Here is a 21617-nt window from a genome sequence, read left to right as displayed (position 1 = left end):
AGGGTAATGCCATGAGGGCAATTGTTTCTGTTGTTTTGGTTGTACTTGCCGGTGCGGTGCTGGCGGATGAAGAGCGTCCCAAGTGCCATGTTTACCTGCCTCAGCAGGGATGGTCTGTCAATGTGCGGGAGCAGGTGCGCGCCCGCTACAGCAGTAGCGACCTGTGCGGCGCACAGCTGTCTGGCTACCCCTGTTACGCCTATTTCGAGTCCGAAGCGGCCTGCACAATGGACGACGACTCGCTTGTCGATCTCTTTATGCGCGATGCAGAGAGGGACGGGCTGATCGTCCCGTAACGGGCGGGGGAGTTACTTTTCGTAGCGGATATCCACCAGGTAGTAGGACACCCATTCCTCGCCCATCTTCAGATCCACCTCGTCATCGAGGCGGCGGCCGAGCAGGGCGCGGGCCACCGGGGAGTCCATGGAGATGAGTCCCGCCTTCACGTCAAACTCGTCGGGGCCGACGATACGGTAGCTTTTGGTATTGCCCTCGTCGTCCTCGATGGTTACCCAGGCACCGAAGAAGACTTTTTCAGTATCCTCCGGTACCTGGTCCACTACAGTAACTTCCTCCAGGCGCTTGGTGAGAAAGCGCACCCGGCTGTCGATCTCGTGCAGGCGTTTCTTGCCGTAGATATAGTCCGCATTTTCCGAGCGATCCCCCAGTTTGGCGGCGTCACTGACCGCCTGGGTAACCCGCGGGCGCTCGACTTCCCACAGCTGTTTGACCTCGGCGCGCATGCGCCGCGCGCCCTCGGGGGTGATATAGCGGGAGCCGCGCGGGCGCGGCGGTCTCCATCGTCCCATCGTTAATTCTCGTTATCTATGGTGATACATTTTCGTTTTCGATCGCGATGCCGGGTCCCGGTTCCGGCAGCGGGAAGTTGAAAATGCGGCTGTAGAATTCCAGTTCGCCCTCCAGTGCCATCTTGATGCTGTCGCCGCTGCGGAAGCCGTGGCCCTCGTTTTCAAAGGTGATATAGGCCACCGGGATGCCGCGCTGTTTGAGGGCGTCGACCATGGTCTGGGCCTGGTTCGGCGGCACTACCTTGTCCTCCTGCCCCTGGAAAAAGATTACCGGGCAGTTCAACTGGTCCACATGGTTGATTGGCGAGCGGGCGCGATAGATGTACTCTTTCTCTGGCCAGTGGCCCACCAGTTTGTCCAGGTAGCGGGACTCGAATTTGTGGGTGTCCCGCGCCAGGGTGGTCAGGTCACCGATGCCATAATGGCTGGCGCCGGCTTTGAAGGTGTTGTGGAAGGCGAGGGCGGCCAGCACCGTGTAGCCGCCGGCGCTGCCCCCCTTGATCAACAGCCGCTGCGGGTCCGCCAGACCCTTGGCCACCAGGTATTCGGCGCCGGCACAGACATCCTCTACGTCGCTAATCCCCCAGCTGTCCCGCAGGCGCTCGCGGTACTCGCGGCCGTAACCGGTGCTGCCGGAATAGTTGACGTCGAGGATGGCAAAGCCGCGGCTGGTCCAGTACTGCACTTTCAGGCTGAGGCCGGCAGAAGTGGCGCCCGTGGGGCCGCCGTGGCTGAACACGATCAGCGGCGGCTTCTCTCCTTCGGGTGCTTCGTAGTCGGGGTTGTAGGGCGGATAGTAGAAAGCGTAAACACTGCGCGGACCTGTGGGAAACTCGATTTCCTGGGCGATGGAAAAAACTTCCCCCGGCAGCCGGTTGCTATTACTGCTGGCAATGGATTCCAATTGATCGCTTTGCCTGTCATAGGCGACCACCGCGGGGAAACTGTCGGCGCCGGCGGCAATCATTACCGCATTGCCATTGTCACTGGCAGATTTCTCGCAGCGCAGGCTCTCGATGTCGCAGTAGGGCTGTTCGATAACGTGGTGCTCGCCGCTGTGGATATCGATTCGGGCCAGGTGCCAGCGCCCCTCCTCGCTGTAGGTACAGAGGATTTCATCGGCGCTGAGGAAACCGTAGGTGGACATGCCGAACACCCACTGCGGCGTGGCGAATTCGGCCCGTTTGTCCCACAGAGGCGCGTCGCTACCCAGGCAGTAGATATTCCACCAGTTGTTTCTGTCGGAGACGTAAAAGAGTGCTCCCCGGGGCGACCACTGGGGCTGGAAAATGGATTCTCCGGCACCGCCGGCTATGGGTTCGATATGCTGTGCATTGCCGTCCACGTCCAATTCGGCGACGCAGAGTTCGGTCGTATCCCAGGGCATATCCGGGTGTTGCCAGCGCAGGAAACTCAGGCGGCTGCCGTCCGGACTCAGGCCCGGGTTGGAATAGAAGTCGGCGCCCTCGGCGAGAATTCGCGGCTCGCACGCCAGTGGATCGTCCAGATCTATGGACAGGATGCGCGCGACGGCCTCACCGCCGGTGTCACAGGGGCTGTGATCCTCCTGTATACACAGGAGCCGGTTGCGCTTGCGGTCGAGACACAGGTCGGCGTAGCGGCTGCTGTCTTCGCCAGTGATTGGCTCCGGCAGCTGTCGGTCCAGTTCCATGCGGTAGATGCGCTGGTCCTCGGCGAGCACGAAATAAACAGTATTGCCGTCAACCAGGTAGCTGGCGCCGCCGTATTCATGTGCCTTGGATCTTACGCTGAGTGGTGCGGGAAGCAGGTCGCGCCGGGTTCCGTCCGGTGACCGCTGTACCAGCACCGAGCGGCCTTTTTCCGCCGGGCGCGATTCCAGCCAGTAACAGTGTCCGTCCACCAGGCTGGCTTCGCCCAGGCGCACGCTGCCCTGGACCAGCAGGTCGGCACTGATGGTAGATTTCCAGCTGCCGTAGGGGGCGGTTTGAACTGCCTGGGATTCGCTCATGGAGTCACTTCCTCTCTGTTGTCAGCGGCGCATTCTGACGGGCCGGGCAGGGCGACACAAGGGACCTTTTTCCCGGCAGCGGCCTGTGCTAGGCTGGCCAAACCAAGCAAGCGCTTGGTACTTGTCCGGGCTATCCCGGGCGCTGCTACCAATAAAGATAATTCAGGAGAGTAGTCGCATGTCGGATGAAGTGGTGATCACCTGCGCCCTGACCGGGGTGCTGACCAACCCGGAACAACACCCGGTGCCGGTAACTCCGCAGCAGATGGCGCAGTCGGCGCGGGAGGCCTACGACGCCGGTGCCTCGGTGATGCATGTGCATTTTCGCGCGCAGGAGCAGGGCCGGGGGCACCTGCCGAGCTGGGACCCAAAGGTTGCGCTGGCGATTGCCGATGCCATCCGCGCAGCCTGTCCGGGGGTGGTCCTGAATTTCACCACCGGTACCATCGGCCGCGACCAGCAGGGAGCGCTGGACTGCATCCGCGCCGGGCGTCCGGAGATCGCCGCCTGCAATGCCGGCAGCCTCAACTATCTGAAGGTGCGCTCCAACGGTACCTGGGCCTGGCCGCCGCTGCTGTTTGAAAACCCGGTGGACAAGGTGGAGGAATTGCTGGAAGTCTGCCGGGAAACCGGCACGCGGCCGGAATTCGAGTGCTTCGACCTGGGCATTGTCCGTTCTGTGGGCATGTTTGCGGATGTGGGCATGGTGGAAAAGCCCAATTACAACCTGGTGATGGGTGTGGCCTCCGGCATGCCGGCAGATCCTGAACTGCTGCAACTGCTGCCGAAGTACATGAAGGCAGGCGCACTGTGGCAGAGCACGGTGATAGGCCGCGAGGAAATCTGGCCGGTGCACCGCAAGACCGCGGAATTGGGCGGGCACCTGCGCAGCGGGGTCGAGGATACTTTCTACTTACCCGGCGGAGAGCGTGCCAGTGGCAATGGCCAGTTGATCGAGGCCCTGGTCAATGTGGCCGAGGATTGCGGGCGCAAAGTGGTATCGCCGCAGCGGGCGCGCGAAATCTTCCTCTGATCCTTAGGCTGCGCCCTGTGCACCCATAGAAGCGCGAATCAGAACCCGACTTAGGCTTTAAGACCCTGGTGGTGCGCACGGCGCACCCTACGGCTGTGAAAACAGAACCTCTGATCCATGAATTCCCCGATAGTCCTGTTTTGCTGACCGCTCGGACACACCTGTTTCATTCCACTCTTCGCTTCTCGGCTAGTCTTATACAGAATGCAGTTTTCCGCGCCAACGGGTTTGGCGCGGTGGGTAGCGCTCTATGCAAGGCTTTCTGGATACTCTCGCCAGTGTTACCGGCTGGGGAAACTCGATCACCTGGGGCGGGGTCGGCGGCATCTGGTGGCTGGGGATCCTGATCGCCGGTCTGCTGCCGGCGGGACTCTACTTTACCTGGCACAGCCGCTTTATCCAGTTTCGCCATTTCGGCCATATGCTCACGGTAATGAAGCGCAGCTTCCACAAGGAGCACCATGACTCCGTGTCGGCCTTCCAGGCCTTTGCCACCAGTGCCGCCGCCCGCGTGGGTACCGGCAATATAGCGGGGGTGGCGGTGGCGATCACTGCCGGTGGACCCGGCGCGGTCTTCTGGATGTGGGTGGTGGCCTGGGTGGGCATGGCCACCAGCTTTATCGAGAACACCCTGGCGCAGACCTTCAAGGAGCGCGGTGAGGAACACGGTACTTTCCGCGGCGGTCCGGCCTATTACATCGAGAAGGGGTTGGGCCGGCAGTGGAAGTGGCTGGCGGTGCTCTTTTCCATCTTCCTGGTGATCTGCTTCGGGTTCTTTTTCAATGCGGTGCAGTCCAATGCCATGGCGGAAGCCATCAGCGGCGCCTGGGGCGTGAATCCGCTGCTGGTGGGCGTGGTGGTGGCGATAGTGGCCGCAATCATCGTCTTTGGCGGTATCCACTCCATCGGTCGTTTTGCAGGTATTGCCGTGCCGTTTATGGCGCTGGCCTACCTGGCCGTCGCTTTCGTCGTGATAGTGATGAACCTGGGCGAACTGCCCAAGGTCTTTGTGGAAATTTTCAGCAATGCGTTCGGCTACGAAGAGGCCGGCGCCGGCGCTTTTGGGGCTGTGGTGGCCAACGGTATCAAGCGCGGCCTGTTTTCCAACGAGGCGGGGATGGGCTCTTCCCCAAACGTGGGTGCCGCAGCCGATGTCAAACACCCCGTGGTGCAGGGCTATGTGCAGATGGCCTCGGTGTTTCTCGACACCATTCTGATCTGTACCGCCACCGCGGCGATTATCCTGCTGGCCGATGTGCATATGGTCGGCAATATCGAGGGGGTGACCCTGACCCAGGATGCGCTGGCCAGCGAAGTGGGTGCCTGGGGCGGCAGCTTCGTTGCGCTGGCGCTGCTGTTCTTCGCCTTTACATCAATCATTGCCAATTACTACTACGCGGAAACCAATATCTTCTACCTGTGGCATTCGCGTACCTCAATATTCTGTTATCGAGCACTCTATATCGCCTTTATCCTGTTCGGCGCCTGGGTCGCCAACAGCGGCAGCGCGGACAATTTCGCCCTGCTGTGGAATATGGCCGATATGTCCATGGGTTTTATGGCCACCGCCAACCTGCTGGCGATCATCCTGCTGTCCGGCGTCGCCTTCAAGGTGATGGGGGATTACGAGGCGCAACGAGCCAGGGGGATATCGGAGCCGGTGTTCGATGCGCGCCAGTACGATATCGAGGGCATAGAGCACGATGTCTGGGATGGCGACGCGCGTTGAACCTGGGGCCTGTAAGGACGCAACCCGAAGGGACGGGACCGTTTTTCCGCAATGCTGCGTTGCAGTTCGCTTAAGTGACGGGCCACACGACGTTCACTGCGCCTTGCCTTGCGAAAAAACGGTCTCTGTCGCGGCCATTAATTTAGTGTCAACAGATCCTGGAAAAGCTCTGGTTTTCGCATCGCGAGATAGAAGATCAGGGCCACCAGTAGCAGTGCAACCAAAGCACTGACCAGGCGCGAACCGCGCTCGAGAGTCTGTCGCAGGGCTACCATACCGGCTGCAATATAGCCGAACAGCAACAATATTTTCGCCGCCAGCCAGTGGTTTGTCAGCGGATTCCAGCCGCCGAGAAACACCAGCACAATGGCGGCAGTAAGCAGGAGGCTGTCATTGACATGGGGCACCCAGCGCAGCGGCGAGCGCCGCCACTGCGACTTACCGCCCGCATCCAGGCCGACACGCAATGCGAAGAGTGAAATACTCAGCACTGCACATGTGATGTGAATCAGCTTGACGATTGAATAACTAGCCATTGAAAGCAATGTACCAGAAGTCGCGATGAGAGTTGCTGTCTACCACGGCTCGGGATCGGGACAGCTGTTCATCGTTCATCATTCCACACCGTACACAGTGCTTCCCTCAGGTTGCTGTGTCGACCGATATATCTGCCGAGTCGATTTCCACCAACAGCTGGCCGCCGCGCACCTGGTCGCCGGCGGCCGCTGCCAGCCTTGCCACAGTGCCGTCGCGGTCGGCCTTCAGCGGGTGTTCCATTTTCATTGCCTCCATCACTGCGAGGGTGTCGCCGCGGCTGACGGCCTGGTTGGGCTGCACACAGATTTCGACGATACAGCCGTCCATCGGTGCTGCGATGCGGCCACTGCCCGCGCCTTCGCTGGCACTGGCAGGTGCATGGGTAATGTCCGCGAACTGCCACTGGCGAGCGCCGCACAGCAGAGCGAGGGCGCCGTCGATTCGAACAAATGGCTGTTGGCGCCCGATGCCATTGATGCTCAGCTCTGCATCGTCTTCTCCAAAGGCCTGCACTTCGATATCGAAGTCCCGCCCGGCGGCGTTCACCCGATAGCGATGGCCTCCCAAACAGTGGAGGGCACAGTCGAACGGCTGTGATTCTGAGCGCAACCGATAGTGCAGTGGCAGGCTATTGTCGCTGCTGCGCCAGTTGGCGCGACCGCTGCGCCTGTCGGCGGCCTGCAGGTGGCGCTCGTGGTTCAGCACAGTGGCGATGGCCAGGATTTCCGCATCCGGTTCCGGTTGCGGAGAATAGGTAAAGGTCCTGTCCAGGAAGGCGGTGCTGAAACGGCCGGCACTGAATCGGGTATCCTCGAGCAGCTGGCACAGGAAGTGAATATTGTTTTTGGGGCCTATCAATTCCAGTTGACCCAGGGCGCGGTGCAGCCTGCGCAGCGCTTCACCCCGGTCGCGGCCGTGGGCGATCAGCTTGCCGAGCATCGGGTCGTAATAGGGTGAGATTTCCATACCGGCGGCTATCCCGTGGTCGATGCGAATACCTTCGCCCCGGGGCGGTCGCCAGCGATGTATCGGGCCCGCTTGCGGCAGGAACTGGTTTTGCGGGTCTTCCGCATAGAGTCGCACTTCGATGGCGTGACCGCGCTGGGGCACCTGTTGCTGAGTCACCGGCAGCGGCTCGCCGCGCGCCACTGCCAGCTGCCAGGCCACCAGGTCGAAGCCGGTCACCAGCTCGGTTACCGGGTGCTCCACCTGCAGGCGGGTATTCATCTCGAGGAAATAAAAGTCGCCGCCGCCGTCCAGCAGGAATTCCACGGTGCCCGCGCCCAGGTAGCCGCAGGCCCTGGCTGCAGTGATTGCCGCGGCTCCCATCCGCTCCCGGAGCTGCGGGTCTACCGCGGGGGAGGGGGATTCCTCCACGACTTTCTGGTGGCGGCGCTGGATGGAGCAGTCGCGCTCGCCCAGGTGAATCACATTACCGCAACTGTCGGCGAAGATCTGGATCTCGATATGGCGCGCATCGACCAGTGCCTTTTCCAGGATTATCTCGTCACTGCCGAAGGCGCTCAGCGCCTCGCTGCGCGCCGAGCGCAACTGGGAAGCTAAACTGTCGGCGCTCTGCGCCAGGCGCATGCCGCGGCCGCCGCCACCAGCGGCTGCCTTGATCATCAGCGGGAAACCGATTCTCTGCGCCTCGGTGATCAGTGTCTGTTCGTCCTGGGCCCCCTGAAAACCGGGAATGCAGGGTACGCCGGCGGCGGCGACAAAGTCCTTGGCACCGCGCTTGTTGCCCATCAGCTCGATGACCTCCGCGGAGGGGCCGATAAACTGTATGCCGTTTTCGGCGCAGGCGCGGGCGAGTTCGGCGTTTTCGGCCAGGAAGCCGTAGCCCGGATGCAGTGCTGTTGCATTGGATTTTTTTGCGGCGGTGATGACTTTATCGATATCCAGGTAGGACTGGGCCGGGGTCTGGCCGCCGATGGCGACGGCGCAGTCGACGCCCTGTGTGTGCGGCGCATTACGGTCTGCATCGCTGTAGATTGCGACGGTGCGGTAGCCCTCGGCGCGCGCCGTGCGCGCGATGCGCAGGGCAATCTCGCCGCGGTTGGCAATCAGCAGTGTTGGTGGTATCGACATCAGCATTGCCACTCCGCAGCTCTTTTTTCCAGAAAGGCGCGCGCGCCCTCGAGCCCTTCACAACCCTGGATGGCATCGGAAAAGACTGCCGCGCCCCTGTCCAGTAGTTGGTTCAAATCCTCGTCGCTGGAAACCTGCGCGCTGGCGAGCAGCAACTGTTTGGTTGCGGCCAGTGCACCCGGCGCGCAGGCGCGCACCGACTGCAGCTGCTTTTCCAGTGTCTCTTCGAGCATTTCTGCGTCCTCGACCAGCTGATGTGCCAGGCCTATCTCCAGTGCCTGGTGCCCACCGATGGTCGCGCCGCTCAGCGCCAGGCGTCGTGCCTGGGACAGGCCCAGTCGGGCGACCACAAAGGGGGCTATCTGTGCCGGAGGCAGGCCCAGCCGGGTCTCGGGCAGGGAAAACTTTGTATCGGCAGTGGCTATGGCGATGTCCGCGATGCAGGCGAGGCCAAAACCACCGCCCATCACCGCGCCCTCGAGCAGTGCGATGACCACCAGGCGGCTGTGGTTGAATTTCTGCAGCAGCTCGCCGAAGCGGCGATTGAGCTGGAAAAACGCATGGCTGTCACCGTCGGCGGCACTCTGCCGCGCGGCCAGCATGTCGCCGATATCGCCGCCGGCACAGAAGTTGCCGCCGGCTCCGCGCAAGACCAGGGCGCGCAGCGCCGGATCCCGCTCGGCCTCGTCCAGTTGCCGCAGCAATTCGTCCACCATCTGCAGGCTGATTGCATTGTGCTGCCGTGGTTTGTTGAGCGTAATCAATTGCGCGATGCCGCGGGTTTCGGTAACCAGGGTCTGCATGGTCGTGGTGCCTTATGCCGAGGGTTTGCGTTTGCCGGGCAATATGCCCATCAGCTTGCAGATAATACCGAGCATCACTTCGTCGGCACCGCCGCCGATGGCGGTCAGGCGGCAGTCGCGGTAGGCGCGGTTGATCGCCGTCTCCTCGATATAGCCCATGCCACCCCAGAACTGCAGGCACTGGTCGGGAATAGTCCGCGACAGGCGGCCGGCCTTGAGCTTGGCCATGGATGCCAGGGTGGTGACATCCTCGCCGCCCACATAGGCCTCTACCGCCTGCCAGGTCAGCGCCCGCAGGCATTCCACCTCTGTCTGCATTTCCGCCAGGGCGAAGTGCACCGTCTGGTTGTTCAGCAGCGGGGCGTCGAAGGCGTGCCGATCGCGCACATAGTCGATGGTGCTGGTTACACAGTTCTCCAGCCCCTTGATGGTCAGTGCGGTGCCGGCCAAGCGCTCCTCCTGGAACTGCAGCATCTGCAGCAGGAAACCGGCACCCTCGTCGCCGATGCGATGGCTCTGCGGCACCCGCACATTGTCGAAAAACACCGGTGCAGTCTCCGAGGAGCGCATGCCGAGTTTGTCCAGTTTCTCGCCCACGCGCACGCCCGGGGTTTTGGCGGGGATAATCAGCAGGGATTTGTTTTTGTGTGCCTTGCCGTCGCCGGTATTCACCAGGGTGCAGAAGAAGTCCGCACAGGGGGCATTGGTGATCCACATCTTGCTGCCGTTGACGATATAGTCGCCGCCGTCCGGCACAGCTGTGGTTTTCACCGCGGCGACATCGGAGCCGGCGCCGGGTTCGGATACGGCGATGGCGCCGACCATCTCACCGCGGATCGCCGGGGCCAGGAACTGCTCGCGCAGGGCGTCGCTGGCAAAGTTCGCCAGGGCCGGCGTCGACATGGAGGTCTGCACGGCGATGGAAAGGGGCACACCGCCGCAGTGGGCCGCGCCCAGTTCCTCCAGAAAAACCATTTCGTAACTGAAGTCGAGGCCCAGGCCGCTGTAACTGGGAGACTTGCTGATACCCAGCAGGCCCAATTGACCCAGCCGGGCGAAAATCTCGCGAATGGGAAAGGCGCCGGCTTTTTCCCACTCCGGGACATTCGGGTTGATTTCCTGCTGCACGAAGTTGCGCACAGTGCGCTGCAGTTCCCGGTGTTCGTCGGTCAGAATCATTATTTTTGTCCCGTTTTTTTGGATTCGTATTTTTCCTGTAGGAGCGGCGGGGTTTATTTTTAGAATCTGGCCACACCGAAAGTGCTTTGCCTCGGTTCTATTTGCTCCGCTTCGCGACAGATCTCCAGCAGCATGCCCAGCAGCTTGCGCGTATCCCTCGGATCGATGATGCCGTCGTCCCAGAGTCGCGCACTGCAGGCGAGGGCGTCGGAGTTGGCCTGCATAAAGGTCGCGGTGTCCGTTTCCAGCTTTTCCAGAGCGGCCTCGTCCACCTGGCCGGCGCGTTGCATTTTCTGTTCGGTCACTATGCGCAGTACCTTTCCGGCCTGGGTTGCCCCCATCACCGCAGTGCGCGAGTTCGGCCAGGCAAAAATAAAGCGCGGGTCGAAGCCGCGGCCACACATGGCATAATTGCCGGCGCCGTAGGAACCACCGACGACGATGCTGATCTTGGGTACGCTGGCATTGGCAACTGCCTGTATCAATTTGGAACCGTGCTTGATAATCCCCAGTTGCTCCACTTGTGTGCCCACCATAAATCCGGTGGTGTTGTGGAGGAAGAGCAGGGGGGTAGCGCTCTGTTCACACAGCTGGATAAACTGTGCGGCCTTGCTGGCTCCGCCGGGAGTAATGGGGCCGTTATTGCCGATAACGCCGACGGGGTGGCCCTCGATGCGGATATGGCCGCAAAAAGTCTGGCGGTCAAATTCCGGTTTGAAATCCAGCAGCGCCGAGCCGTCGGCGATACGCGCGAGGATCTCGCGCACATCGTAGGGTTTGCGGCTGTCCGCCGGTATCAGTCCCAGCAGCTCTTCGATCGGATAGTGGGGCTCGGAATAGTCTGGCGGTTGATACCGGAAGCTGGGCGGGGGGAGGCTGGCGACAATTTCCCGCGCAATACGGATAGCATCCGCATCGTCCTCGGCCAGGTAGTCACCGCTGCCGGACTGCCCGCAGTGCATTTCCGCCCCGCCGAGACTCTCTTCATCGGCCACTTCACCGGTGGCTGCCTTGAGCAGCGGTGGGCCGGCCAGGTACATACCGGTCTGGCCGCGCACCATCACCACATAGTCCGACAGGCCCGGCTGGTAGGCGCCGCCGGCGGTGGCACCGCCGTGGACCACGGTGACCTGCGGGATACCCGCGGCGGAGAGGCGCGCCTGGTTGGCAAAACCGCGGCCGCCCGGGGCGAAGGTCTCGGTAGCGTACATCAGATTGGCGCCGCCGCTCTGTGCCAGGGCGACGATGGGCAGGCGGTTCTCCAGTGCTATCTGCTGCATGCGCAGGGCTTTGTCCATTCCGGCTGGGGAGATGGTCCCCCCTTTCACCGCGTAATTGTCGACCCGCACCATGCAGCGTCGGCCTGAGACCTGCCCTATGCCGCAGATGGCGCCACCGCCGGCGCCGCTGCCGTCGCGATCATCGTGGAGTTTGTAGCCGGCCAGGGCGCAGAGTTCGATAAAGGGCGCGCCTGGGTCCAGCAGTCGGTTGAGTCGCTCCCGCGGCAGCAGCCAGCCGCGCTGGCGATAGCGTTCGACCTTTTCAAGTTCCGCTGTAACCGGGAGCTGCTCGGCGGCGCGGAAGCGCCCGATTTCCTGCAGCATGGCTTCGCGATTGTCATTGAACTCCACAGAGCGGCTGTCCAGTCGGGACTCTATCGGCTGCATCAGAGCTTGCCCTCCGCTTCCATCTCTTCGACCACCTGCGGCCTGCGGCTGCGATGGAAGCCGTTGAAGCGCTTACCGCCCGCTTCCGCCGCGGGGCGCCACAGGGGGGAGTGGTGCTTCAGGCTGGAGCCACCGTCGATGCGTAGAGTCTGGCCGGTGATATAGCTGGCGGCATCGGACAACAGGAAACAGACGGCGCCGCTGATCTCGGCTTCCTCGCCGAGGCGATGCAGGGGGATACTGTCGCGAAATCCGGGCAGCAGCTGGCGCAGGAACTGCGGGTCGTAAGTGTCGAATCCACTGGAGAGGATATAGCCCGGCGCCACCGCATTGACCCGGACACCCCGCGCAGCCCATTCCACCGCCGCGGTTTCGGTCAGGTTTTCCATGCCGGCACGGGCGGCACCCGAGTGTCCCATCATCGGCATGCCGCCACTGTTGTCGGCTGTGATGTTGACGATGCAGCCGCCGCGGCCTTTCATCGACTGTACAAAGATCTCGCGGGCCACCAGGAAGCCGCCCAGCAGGTTGCTGCGCACCACCGCTTCGAAGCCCTTGCCGCTGATCTGTTCCAGCGGCGACGGGTACTGGCCGCCAGCGTTGTTGACCAGGCCGTGAATCACCTCCCGCGTGCGGAGAATCCCGGCGACGGCTTCCTGTACCTGTTCCTCGTTGCGAATATCGAGGCTGAACCAGCTGCAGTCGCCACCATCCGTGCGGATTTCCGCCGACGTCGTCTCGAGTTTTTCGCGACTGCGCCCGACCAGCACCACGTGGGCGCCGAGGCTCGCCAGCTCGTGGGCGATACAGCGACCGATACCGCTGCCGCCGCCGGTGACCACAAGGGTCCGTCCCTCGAAGCTGCCGGGACGCAGCTGACTCTGGTAACTCATAGGCCCGACTCTCTGTATTTATTGCGCGGTGATTGCCGCCCTGTGGCCGCTTGCACCGCAGCGGATGAAAGCGCAGAATGGTCTAACGCTACCAAGCAAGCGCTTGGTATTCAATAGTCGAGTTGTGAGGATTCTGTGAAAGGGGTGAGTTCTGTGCAAAGGGATGCCGTAGGTGCCGGGATGGTGTCGCCGCGCCAGCTGATGGCGTCGCTGGTGGCCGAGGGTGTTCTGACAGATCCCGATTCGCCCCGGGGGCGGCTGCTGAACGCGGCGGCACGCCTGTTTGAGCAAAAGGGCTTTGCCCGCACCACGGTGCGGGAGATCGCCGCCGAGGTGGGGATTCTGTCCGGCAGTATCTTCCACCACTTCGCCAGCAAGGAGGACATTCTCTGCAGTGTGATGCAGGAGGTGACTGTCTACGCACGGGCGCGTATGGCCAGCGCGGTGGCGGGGGCGGATTCGCCTCGGGAGCGGTTGCGCGCCTGCATTCTGTGCGAGCTGGAGGCCATTCACGGCCTGGCAGTGCCCGGTTTCTCGATTCTGGTGGCAGAGTGGCGCAGCCTCTCCGCGGACAGCCAGAGATCAGTGCTGCGTCTGCGGGATGAATATGAGCGGATCTGGTTGGAAACCATCGGCGGCGCCGATTGTCCGGGCGGCGATCCGGCGCTGACGCGCCGCCTGTTGCTGGGCGCCCTCAGCCATAGCCACAGCTGGTTCAAGCCCAAGGGCAGGGGGCTTTCGCTGGTGGAGCTGGCGGATAGGGTACTGCTGATATTTGCACCGCAGTAAGCCGGGCCTTCTATCTGTTCGCCATCCGGGCCAACAGACCTGGCCCGATTTCACAGACTCAATGTGCACACCGCCGCTTTTTCAATGCAATGTCCTCGCGGACGAAATTCCGTGAGAACCAGTGCGCACCGCGCGCGCCGGGAATCTTTTAATCTCCGCTGCTCCAATCGAACGGAATGTGACGCTGAGTGTCACTAAATGACAGGAGTGCAAGAGTGTCTGGCCAGGAAAAGTTTCAGGTGGTCTCCGCGGGGAAGACCCTGCGGGCCAAAGCGCCGGAGGCAGTGCTGCAGGACGCGGCGAAGGCATTTTCCATTCCGCTCGTCCAGGCGCGCCGCCTTATGGTTAAGGGGTGGGTCATCAAGGATCAGCTGTCCTCCACCCAGGTGGTGGAGTATCGCACCCGTCTGCAGAAGATTGGCCTGCGGGTAGAGGTATTCCCGGCGGGCAAGTACGACAATCGCGCGCTGATCGCGAAAATGCAGTTTGCGCAGAAGCGCCGCGCGCGCACCCAGGGTGCCGCGCCGCCAATGACAGAAGCTGCCGAGAAAAAGCGCGCGCCTGTCAAAGAAGTCGCTGAAAGTTCTCCGCCGCCCATGCCGTCCGCGAGCAGGGCCCGCGTACAGCTCGAAGCCCTGTTTGCCGATAAACCGATATCACTGCGGGAAACCGCGGCCGAAAAGCTTCGGCTGGCCTTGGGATTGATTCCGGCAATGCTGGTGCCCGGGTGGTTCTTCGCCCTCGGTTGTTTCTGTGTTTACGCCGCCGGCGGTGCGCTCTGGCAGATTGCCGAAGCCGCGACGGTCGGCGACCTGGCGCCCTCGACCATTGCCCGAAATCTTGTGTCTATTCTGCTGGCAGGATTTGTCGCCGCGCTGTTGGTCTGGCCCTACTTTGCCACGCGGCGCCTGGTACCGGCGGCACAGGGCAGCAGGCCCCTGACGCAGGCCGATGCCCAGGGGTTCTACCTGATGCTGCAGGTGCTGGCAGAAAAGACCGGTCTGCCGAGAACGGAAAGGATTACCGTCAGCACCGGTGCCGAAGTGGTTGCAGAGCCCGGGCTGTCCGGGGTATTCCGACAGCAGTTGCCGCTCAATATCGGTCTGGCCGCGGTTCGCACGCTGAATGGCAACGAGTTACTGGCCCTGGCGGCAAGGGCGCTGGGTATCTATCGGGGCAGGCTGGGCGGTGTCACGGCGCTGCTGGTATTGGATACGGCCCGACGCCTGCAGGTGATGCAGGGAGCCCTGGAAAATGAGCGCAACATTGTAGCGCCGAGTGGTGAACCCGGTGCGCTGCAGAGGCCGTTTCACACCGTCTTTATCTATTGCGGTCGCGGGCTGTTGCCGCTGGTGGATCGGCTATACGAATTTCACCGGTCGCTTACCGGTGCCATTGCGCGGCGACTGGAGCGACGCGGGGATGCCTGGGTCGCACAGCTGCTCGGCAGCGATGATTTCGCGCAGTTCGCGGAAAAGTGGCACCAGCTGGTTCACGCGGAACTGGTGGTGGCGGAAATCAACCGCGAGGCGTCCGTTGCCGGCCAGCACCTGCAGGATTATCCGGCCGCGGTGCAGTGGATGCATTGCAACCTGGATCGGGAGACCCGCTCCAATCTGGAACTGGCGATGGCGCAGGCCAGCGATGCCTGGGATTGCGCCCAGGCTGCGGACAATGAGCGCATTGCCTGGGCCGAGGAGCTGGCCCTGCAGCCTCTGCTGCAGCGGGCGTTCTCCGCGCAGAAACTGTTCGGGGACCTGTCGGCGCTGAGTATTGGTCTCAGCGCTGCCATCGGTGGCGAAGGTGCCCGCGCGGTGGAAAACCGTCGGCTGTTGTGTGCGAGCCGGGAGGCGGAGCAGGCGGCGCAGCTCCTCGGTGAGTACTTCAATCAGTTACCTCCGCGACATATGCTGCCGCTGGAGTTACCCGCCAACGAAGACTTGCGGGCCATGGATCTGCAGGCGGCCATTGACTGGCTGCGCGGCAAACTGGTGGAACTGCGAGAACTGGAGCAGCGCTGCGATAACCTGTTTGCGCGCGGTGCTGCCATTCAGCTGGGAGCCGCGCTGGTCAGGAATCACGACAAGATACAGCCACAAGCGTATTTCCTCAGTGGAACCACGCCGGCGGCGGCTGACGAGAGCGCCAGGGACAACCGGGTGCGCCGCGTGGAACTGCAGCAGCAGGCGCGGCAGATATTCTGTGGCTTTTATCTGCGCATAGAGCGCGCGCTCGAAACCATGCCGACTGTGGAGCGGCAGGCCGGGCAGAAGTGCCTGGAGCAGCTCTCTGCCTACGACCTGTTGTCGCCGCGGCTGGAAAAGCTGGACAACTATGCGGATATTCTCGGCCTGATGATAGACCGGTTGTCGCTGGACGAGGGGCAGGGTGAGCTGGTACAGAAGTATTTCGCCCTGGCTGGTCGGGAACTGGAGGGGATCTTCTCCGAGGTGGACGCCTCCGAGGTGCTGCGCAGACTGGGGCTCGACAGCGCATTGCAGGACAGGGTCGACAGAGCCCCGGTACCGAAACTGCCGAAACAGCGGCAGGGCATTATCGATGCCCTGCAGGTGATGGAACTCAAATGCAAGAGTGCCAGCGCCGCCATCGGTGAACACTACCGGATACAGCTTTCGCGGCTACTCGATGCCTGCCTGAAACAGGAGCGGGCCTTGAAAATCAGGCCCCTGCGGTTGATGAAGTCGGGAGTTAGCGGTGGGTGATCAGTGGATAGTGATCGATATGGAAGCAGGCTTCCACTGATCGCTAGCCACCGGCCAGTTTCACCTTGTAGTCCTTCGCCTCCAGCAGGGCCCTGATCTCATCGCGCTTGTCGCCCTGGATTTCGATCACGCCATCCTTGAGGGCGCCGCCGCAGCCGCAGCGCTTTTTCATCTCTGCCAACATCAGCTTCAACTCGGCATCGGTACCGGGCAGGCCGCGCACACAGGTGACCCCTTTGCCTTTGCGACCCTTTGTTTCCCGTTGGATCCGCACTGTGCCGTCGCCCTCTCGGCGTTTTTCCGGTCTGGAGTCCTCTTTGATGCGGCCGCGATCGGTGGAGTAGACGAGGCGATTCTCTTTTTTCATGGCAAGTAAACAGCTGCTGGCTCGGCGGGAATGGAATGGCGCAAGGGTACAGGGAAAGCGCCCGAGGTGCCATCTGGCGGTATCCCTGCGCCGGGGTTATAGTCGGGGTTTTCCCGGAGGGATTATGGCACTGACCGGCAGGCGTAAATGGCTCAACGAGGTGATTTTCGGTACCGACACCCCGGCGGGCCGGAGATTTGATGTCTTTCTGATCTGGGCCATTTTGATCAGTGTGGCGCTGGTGCTGCTGGTATCCGTAGAGGGAATCGCGGGGCGCCACGGGGAATTGCTTTTTGCTCTGGAATGGGTGTTTACCGGCCTTTTTACAGTCGAATATTTTTTGCGCATCTACTGTGCTGTCAATCGCCGCCAGTATATCTTCAGTTTTTATGGCATCGTCGACCTGCTGGCGATTTTGCCCAGCTACCTGGCCCTGCTGTTTACTGGAGCCAGCTATCTGCTGGTGATTCGCCTCCTGCGCGTGCTGCGCATTTTCCGGGTTCTCAAATTGGTTCGCTACCTGAGGGATGCCAATATTCTATTGCGCTCCCTGGGATTGGCGCGCCGCAAGATCCTTGTCTTCTATGCCAGTGTGCTGGTGATGTGCGTCATCTTCGGCGCACTGATGTTCGTGGTTGAAGGGCCAAAGCACGGCTTTACCAGTATCCCCAAGAGTATTTACTGGGCGATAGTGACCATCACTACGGTAGGCTATGGCGATATCTCACCGCAGACCTCGATCGGCCAGGGCATAGCAGCCATGACGATGCTGATCGGCTACTCGATCATTGCGGTGCCCACCGGCATAGTGACCGCGGAGCTGGCCACTGAACTACGCCACGATCGCACGCTGCACCGCTGTGATAATTGCAGTCGCGCCGGGCACGACAGGGATGCAGAGTACTGCAAGCACTGCGGTTACAAGCTGGCGGAACTGGAAGAGGTGCGCTGAAGCGGCGGACACAGAGTCCGCCCGCTGTATGCCATTTACCAGTTGTCCGGGACCCTGACGGCCACCACTTCTGCGCTGGCGCAGACGCGGCCACCGCTGATGAGGTCGCAGTGCAAGAGGGTCTTCTTTTCACTGCGTTCCACAATCCTGGCTTCCAGCGTCACCGGCTTATCGATAGCCGCCGGTGCCTGGTAATTCACTTCGAGCTTTCCGGTCGCGTACCAGATCTTGCCACCACTGCCGACGGGGCGCCCGGCCTGCAGGTAGCCGTCGGCGATGGCGGTGCAGATGGTGTGGCAGTCGATCACCGTGGCGATGATGCCGCCGTTCAGGTACTGCACGGGGCCGGCGCTGTGGTGGGGTTGGGGGGTAAAGTCGCAGTGGGTCCTGTCGTCGTCGCTCCAATAGCTCTTGATCCGAAGGCCCCTGTCGTTGTCCGGGCCGCAGCCGAAGCAGTGGTTGCCGGGTATCTGGTCCTGGATTGCCTTTTGCTCGGTCATTCATATTCCCCCATTTTTCGGTGGCGCCATGCTAACCATTTGATTGGGGCAGGGGAAGTAACCGGTGTATCGCCACGGAGCGCGAGGCAGTAAACTACGGCGCCTCGAAATACCCTGCTGGACGGAGACCCATGGAGATCTACGGCTATTGCGCCCCCGGCTTTGAGGCGCTCTACGACACCTTTGCCGCCAATTTCCGCGAGAGCGGCGACAGCGGCGCGGCCTTTGCGGTGCGCCAGCACGGCGAGTTGATTGTCTCCCTGTGGGCGGGCAGCGCGGACCGGGCGGGAGAGACTCCCTATACAGAAGATACCCTGGCCAATGTGTTCTCCTCCTCCAAGGGCATACTGGCGCTGCTGGCACTGCAGCAGGTGGCGGCCGGCAACCTGGACCTGGATCGGCCCGTGGCCGATTACTGGCCGGAATTCGCCGCCGCCGGCAAGGAGCAGGTGAGCGCCCGGCAGCTGCTGTGCCACCGAGCCGGCCTTGTGGCCTTCCGCGAAAAGGTCAGTGATGGTTTGATCTACGACTGGAGCGGCGCCTGTGCCCAGGTTGCCGCCTCGGAACCCTGGTGGGTGCCCGGCAGCCACCAGGGCTATGCACCCTTTCTCTACGGCTGGAGTGTTGGCGGCCTGCTGGAGCGGGTTTCCTCAACATCCCTGCCGGAACTCTACCGGCGGGGTGTTGCCAAACCCCTCGATCTCGACGGCGGTTTCGGCGCCAGTGGGCACCGTTCGACCCGTGTTGCCGACGTGGGGCCGCTCAAGCAACCGCTGCCGGAACTGAGGGAGAATGCCGTGGGGCGTGCGATCAAGGAGGACCGCAAGGGTCCGGTATCCATGGCGTTTACCAATCCGGTCAGCCTGATGATGGGGACCAACAGTGCCGAGTGGCGCGGAGCGCTGATTCCGGCCGCCAACGGCCATTTCAGTGCGCGCGACCTGGCTGCAGTCTATGGTGACCTGGCATCGGATAATCCCGGCGCCCTGCCGCCAGAGCTGGTTGCGGAGGCGGCGCGCGAGCAGAGCCGCGGGCGCGACGCGATACTGCAGGCGGAGGTCAGTTTTGGCTGCGGGTTTATCCGCAGCGGCCGGGCCGCAGACCTGCGCTTCGGCGGGGAGCAGGGGTTCGGGCACCCCGGTGCCGGCGGCAGTGTTGGCTTTGCGGATCCGGAGTGCGGCATCGGCTGTGGCTATGTGACAACGCGTCTCGGCCAGAGCCTGTTTATGGACCGGCGCTCGGTAAGTCTGGTGGATCACCTATACAGGTTGTTGTGATGGAACAGAGACTGGCCGACTTGATTGCGAGAGTGGAGGAACTGGAGAGCCGCCAGGCGTTCCAGGAGGACACCATCGCCCAGCTCAACGATGTGATTGCCGCACAGGACGCCGACATTCGTGCCTTGAAGGCGCGGCTGCGGGAGCTGGGTGACAAGTACCAGGATCTCTCCTTTGAATTGCAGGGTGATAAGGGTACTGATGAGAAACCGCCTCACTATTAGAATGACTGGCCTGACCACCCTGGCTGACAGTGATTCCCGTTGCGCCGCGACAGAACAGGGCTGGGACTCCAGTACCTTAATGACTTGCGGAACGGATTCATCGGTCCCTAATCAGAAATTTTTCTAAAAATTTCATTTTTCTCCCGCGAGTCAAGTATTGACAAAACTTTTTCCACATGACGACAGGGTGAAAGTGTCGCTGTTGGCTGTGGCTGAAAAAGTGGTACGCAAAATCTTGATTTTTCTATAACTTATTGTTTTTTAAAGAAAAAAATGAAGAGTTTAAAAAGTGCGCAAAGTGCTGGAATCGAGGGTTTGCGCCGCCTGGCGCAGCCTTTTACCGCTTCATGCACAGAGTTATCCACAGATCTTGTGGACTAAGATCCGGCTCGCCGGTCGTCATTCACAGCGCCGGGAAACTCGGTATATCCGTGATCCCGGTAGGGGTTGTCGCTCACAAATGCGCGACAGTTGGTAGACCTGTCTGGGATTTGCCCCTAGGCTTCGGTACCGAAATAAGGGGCCCGGTTCAGCTGTCAGTCAGCTGGCTGTGGCCATAATTTGAATCATATTGCGGGGGCGCAGACCGCCGCAAACCTCGACACCCGTTCATCGACTTAGCGTTAGGAGAACCTTACATGAAAAAATGGGTAGCAATTCTCGCATTGGGCTCACTGGTGGGCTGTACTACGCTCGACCCCTACACAGGCGAGAGCAAGACCAGTAATGTGGCCAAGGGCGCCGGCGCCGGCGCCGTGGCGGGGGCCATTATCGGTGCGGCTACCGCCAGCAAGAAAGACCGCAAGAAAGGCGCTCTTACCGGTGCCGTGGGTGGCGCAGCCATTGGTGGTGGCATCGGCTACTACATGGACCGCCAGGAAATGGCCCTGCGCCAGCGCCTGGAGGGAACCGGCGTGCGGGTACAGCGGGAAGGCGACAATATTCGCCTGATCATGCCCGGCAACATCACCTTCGCCACCAACCGCGCCGATATCCGCACCGATTTCTACGACACCCTGGATTCGGTGATCATCGTGCTGAAGGAGTTTGACCAGACGGCGATCCGCGTGAGTGGCCATACCGATAGCACCGGCTCCGATGTCTACAACCAGACCCTGAGTGAGCGCCGTGCGAATTCTGTCGCCGGCTTCTTCACCGGTCGTGGCGTCGCCAGTGGCCGCGTCCAGGCAGTCGGTTACGGTGAGCGCTACCCGCTCGCGAGCAACGATTCCGATGCGGGCCGCCAGGCCAACCGCAGGGTAGAGCTGGAGTTGCTACCGCTCAAATAATGTGGAATAAAAAGGGCACTTCGGTGCCCTTTTTTGTTGGGGCTCTTTGGTGAGCCCGGGAGCGGAATACAGGAGAATAGGACGTGGCAACATATGGAAGGAAAATACGCCGCTCACTGAGTCCCTTTCTGATCGGGCTGTCAGTCTGCTGCACGGCGACACTGTTTGCACAAGAGGGCGAGACTGGCGCCAGTATGAACGGAGTCGGCGACAGTCTGGCGCTGCGTTATACGGAGGCAGAGCTGGTTGCGCAGGTGCAGATTACGGGTGTGCATCGGGACGTTGACAACGCCCTGTCGGAGCCGGGAATGATTGCGCTCTCCGGCTATGTCTATTCAGCAGTTTCCCGCCACGTATGGAAAGGGCAGGCCAATCGCCTGGTCGCCTTTCGCCTGGGTCTGGAGTACTGCGACAAGAAACTGGAAAAGGGCGCACGCTATCTGATTTTTGCCAGCCCGGACAGTTTCGGCAGGTTGCAGTTGCGCAGCTGCGACGCGGCCGTGGCGGAGTCCGAGGCGGACCCGCTGCTCGCGCGCCTTCGGGAAGTAGTTAATGGCTAGGGCCTGTTCACACTAAATTCGATGGCCGCGACGGAGGCCGTTTTTTCGCAAGGCAAGGCGCAGTGAGCGCCGTGTGGCCCGCCACATAAGCGAACTGCAACGCAGCATTGCGGAAAAACGGCCCCGTCCCTTCGCGTTGCCGCCCCAAAACGGGCCATGCCGCGTTGCTCGTCGCTCATTTAGCCAGCTAAGCCACGCTCCT

General features: G+C 61.6%; 20 protein-coding genes. 10 read left to right on the top strand and 10 right to left on the bottom strand.

Translation table 11 applies throughout. The annotated features are described in order from the left end of the window. The first annotated feature begins 11 nt into the window (after positions 1-11). Positions 12-296: a hypothetical protein gene (locus IG627_RS19890; RefSeq protein WP_193194934.1), complete on the top strand. Its 285-nt coding sequence runs from the start codon at positions 12-14 to the stop codon at positions 294-296. Positions 297-308: 12 nt separating this feature from the next. On the opposite strand, the gene greB is transcribed toward IG627_RS19890, so the two are convergent. After that, entirely contained in the window at positions 309-809 is a 501-nt protein-coding gene (greB, locus tag IG627_RS19885) for a transcription elongation factor GreB (protein WP_193194932.1), read from the bottom strand. Positions 810-825: 16 nt separating this feature from the next. Then, positions 826-2799 carry a S9 family peptidase gene (locus IG627_RS19880; RefSeq protein ID WP_193194930.1) on the bottom strand — a complete coding sequence of 658 codons (1974 nt, stop codon included), beginning with the start codon at positions 2797-2799 and terminating at the stop codon, positions 826-828. Positions 2800-2977: 178 nt separating this feature from the next. On the opposite strand from IG627_RS19880, the gene IG627_RS19875 reads away from it, so the two are divergent. Both IG627_RS19875 and IG627_RS19870 read left to right on the top strand, forming a co-directional pair. Further along, on the top strand, positions 2978-3832 hold the full coding sequence (locus IG627_RS19875) for a BKACE family enzyme (protein WP_193194928.1): 855 nt from the start codon (positions 2978-2980) through the stop codon (positions 3830-3832). Positions 3833-4082: 250 nt separating this feature from the next. Next, entirely contained in the window at positions 4083-5561 is a 1479-nt protein-coding gene (locus IG627_RS19870; RefSeq protein WP_193194926.1) for an alanine/glycine:cation symporter family protein, read from the top strand. Between the two features lie 137 nt (positions 5562-5698). On the opposite strand, the gene IG627_RS19865 is transcribed toward IG627_RS19870, so the two are convergent. The 6 genes from IG627_RS19865 to IG627_RS19840 all read right to left on the bottom strand — a co-directional run bounded on the left by IG627_RS19865 (position 5699) and on the right by IG627_RS19840 (position 12734). After that, a complete protein-coding gene (locus IG627_RS19865) occupies positions 5699-6097 on the bottom strand; it encodes a SirB2 family protein (protein ID WP_193194924.1) in 399 nt (132 codons plus the stop codon). Between the two features lie 106 nt (positions 6098-6203). Continuing rightward, positions 6204-8192 (bottom strand): ATP-binding protein, encoded by a 1989-nt coding sequence (locus tag IG627_RS19860; protein WP_193194922.1) that lies wholly within the window; start codon positions 8190-8192, stop codon positions 6204-6206. Beyond that, on the bottom strand, positions 8192-8995 hold the full coding sequence (locus IG627_RS19855) for an enoyl-CoA hydratase/isomerase family protein (protein ID WP_193194920.1): 804 nt from the start codon (positions 8993-8995) through the stop codon (positions 8192-8194). Before IG627_RS19855 ends, IG627_RS19860 begins: the two co-directional genes overlap by 1 nt. A gap of 12 nt (positions 8996-9007) precedes the next feature. After that, positions 9008-10174, bottom strand: a complete 1167-nt coding sequence (locus tag IG627_RS19850) for an acyl-CoA dehydrogenase family protein (protein WP_193194918.1) — start codon at positions 10172-10174, stop codon at positions 9008-9010. A gap of 59 nt (positions 10175-10233) precedes the next feature. After that, positions 10234-11841 (bottom strand): acyl-CoA carboxylase subunit beta, encoded by a 1608-nt coding sequence (locus tag IG627_RS19845; RefSeq protein WP_193194916.1) that lies wholly within the window; start codon positions 11839-11841, stop codon positions 10234-10236. Next, positions 11841-12734: an SDR family oxidoreductase gene (locus tag IG627_RS19840; RefSeq protein WP_193194914.1), complete on the bottom strand. Its 894-nt coding sequence runs from the start codon at positions 12732-12734 to the stop codon at positions 11841-11843. The genes IG627_RS19845 and IG627_RS19840 overlap by 1 nt, the downstream gene beginning before the upstream one ends. Before the next feature lie 153 nt (positions 12735-12887). On the opposite strand from IG627_RS19840, the gene IG627_RS19835 reads away from it, so the two are divergent. Then, positions 12888-13523: a TetR/AcrR family transcriptional regulator gene (locus tag IG627_RS19835; protein WP_319024620.1), complete on the top strand. Its 636-nt coding sequence runs from the start codon at positions 12888-12890 to the stop codon at positions 13521-13523. A gap of 215 nt (positions 13524-13738) precedes the next feature. Beyond that, positions 13739-16246: a hypothetical protein gene (locus tag IG627_RS19830; protein ID WP_193194912.1), complete on the top strand. Its 2508-nt coding sequence runs from the start codon at positions 13739-13741 to the stop codon at positions 16244-16246. A 43-nt stretch (positions 16247-16289) separates the two neighbouring features. On the opposite strand, the gene yciH is transcribed toward IG627_RS19830, so the two are convergent. Beyond that, complete coding sequence (gene yciH / locus IG627_RS19825) at positions 16290-16613, bottom strand: stress response translation initiation inhibitor YciH (protein WP_193194910.1); 324 nt, start codon at positions 16611-16613, stop codon at positions 16290-16292. A gap of 124 nt (positions 16614-16737) precedes the next feature. Here yciH and IG627_RS19820 point away from each other — a divergent pair, with 124 nt between their 5' ends. Continuing rightward, complete coding sequence (locus IG627_RS19820) at positions 16738-17565, top strand: ion transporter (RefSeq protein ID WP_193194908.1); 828 nt, start codon at positions 16738-16740, stop codon at positions 17563-17565. Positions 17566-17600: 35 nt separating this feature from the next. Here the strand turns inward: IG627_RS19820 and IG627_RS19815 are convergent, their stop codons facing one another. Continuing rightward, a complete protein-coding gene (locus tag IG627_RS19815; RefSeq protein WP_193194906.1) occupies positions 17601-18065 on the bottom strand; it encodes a PaaI family thioesterase in 465 nt (154 codons plus the stop codon). A 131-nt stretch (positions 18066-18196) separates the two neighbouring features. Between IG627_RS19815 and IG627_RS19810 the strand changes: the two genes are divergently transcribed. The 4 genes from IG627_RS19810 (at position 18197) to IG627_RS19795 (ending at position 21415) form a co-directional block, all read left to right on the top strand. Continuing rightward, on the top strand, positions 18197-19342 hold the full coding sequence (locus tag IG627_RS19810) for a serine hydrolase domain-containing protein (RefSeq protein ID WP_193194904.1): 1146 nt from the start codon (positions 18197-18199) through the stop codon (positions 19340-19342). Beyond that, a complete protein-coding gene (locus IG627_RS19805; protein ID WP_193194902.1) occupies positions 19342-19566 on the top strand; it encodes a SlyX family protein in 225 nt (74 codons plus the stop codon). The genes IG627_RS19810 and IG627_RS19805 overlap by 1 nt, the downstream gene beginning before the upstream one ends. A 638-nt stretch (positions 19567-20204) precedes the next feature. Then, positions 20205-20855, top strand: coding sequence for an OmpA family protein (locus IG627_RS19800; RefSeq protein ID WP_193194900.1), 651 nt, complete (start codon positions 20205-20207; stop codon positions 20853-20855). Between the two features lie 83 nt (positions 20856-20938). Further along, complete coding sequence (locus IG627_RS19795) at positions 20939-21415, top strand: hypothetical protein (protein WP_193194898.1); 477 nt, start codon at positions 20939-20941, stop codon at positions 21413-21415. Positions 21416-21617: the final 202 nt, after the last annotated feature.

This window comes from Microbulbifer taiwanensis (assembly GCF_014904815.1).
In the GTDB taxonomy this organism is placed as follows: Bacteria; Pseudomonadota; Gammaproteobacteria; order Pseudomonadales; family Cellvibrionaceae; genus Microbulbifer; species Microbulbifer taiwanensis.
The sequence above is the reverse complement of the archived record's forward strand: the minus strand, read 5'-3'. Positions and strand labels throughout refer to the sequence as shown.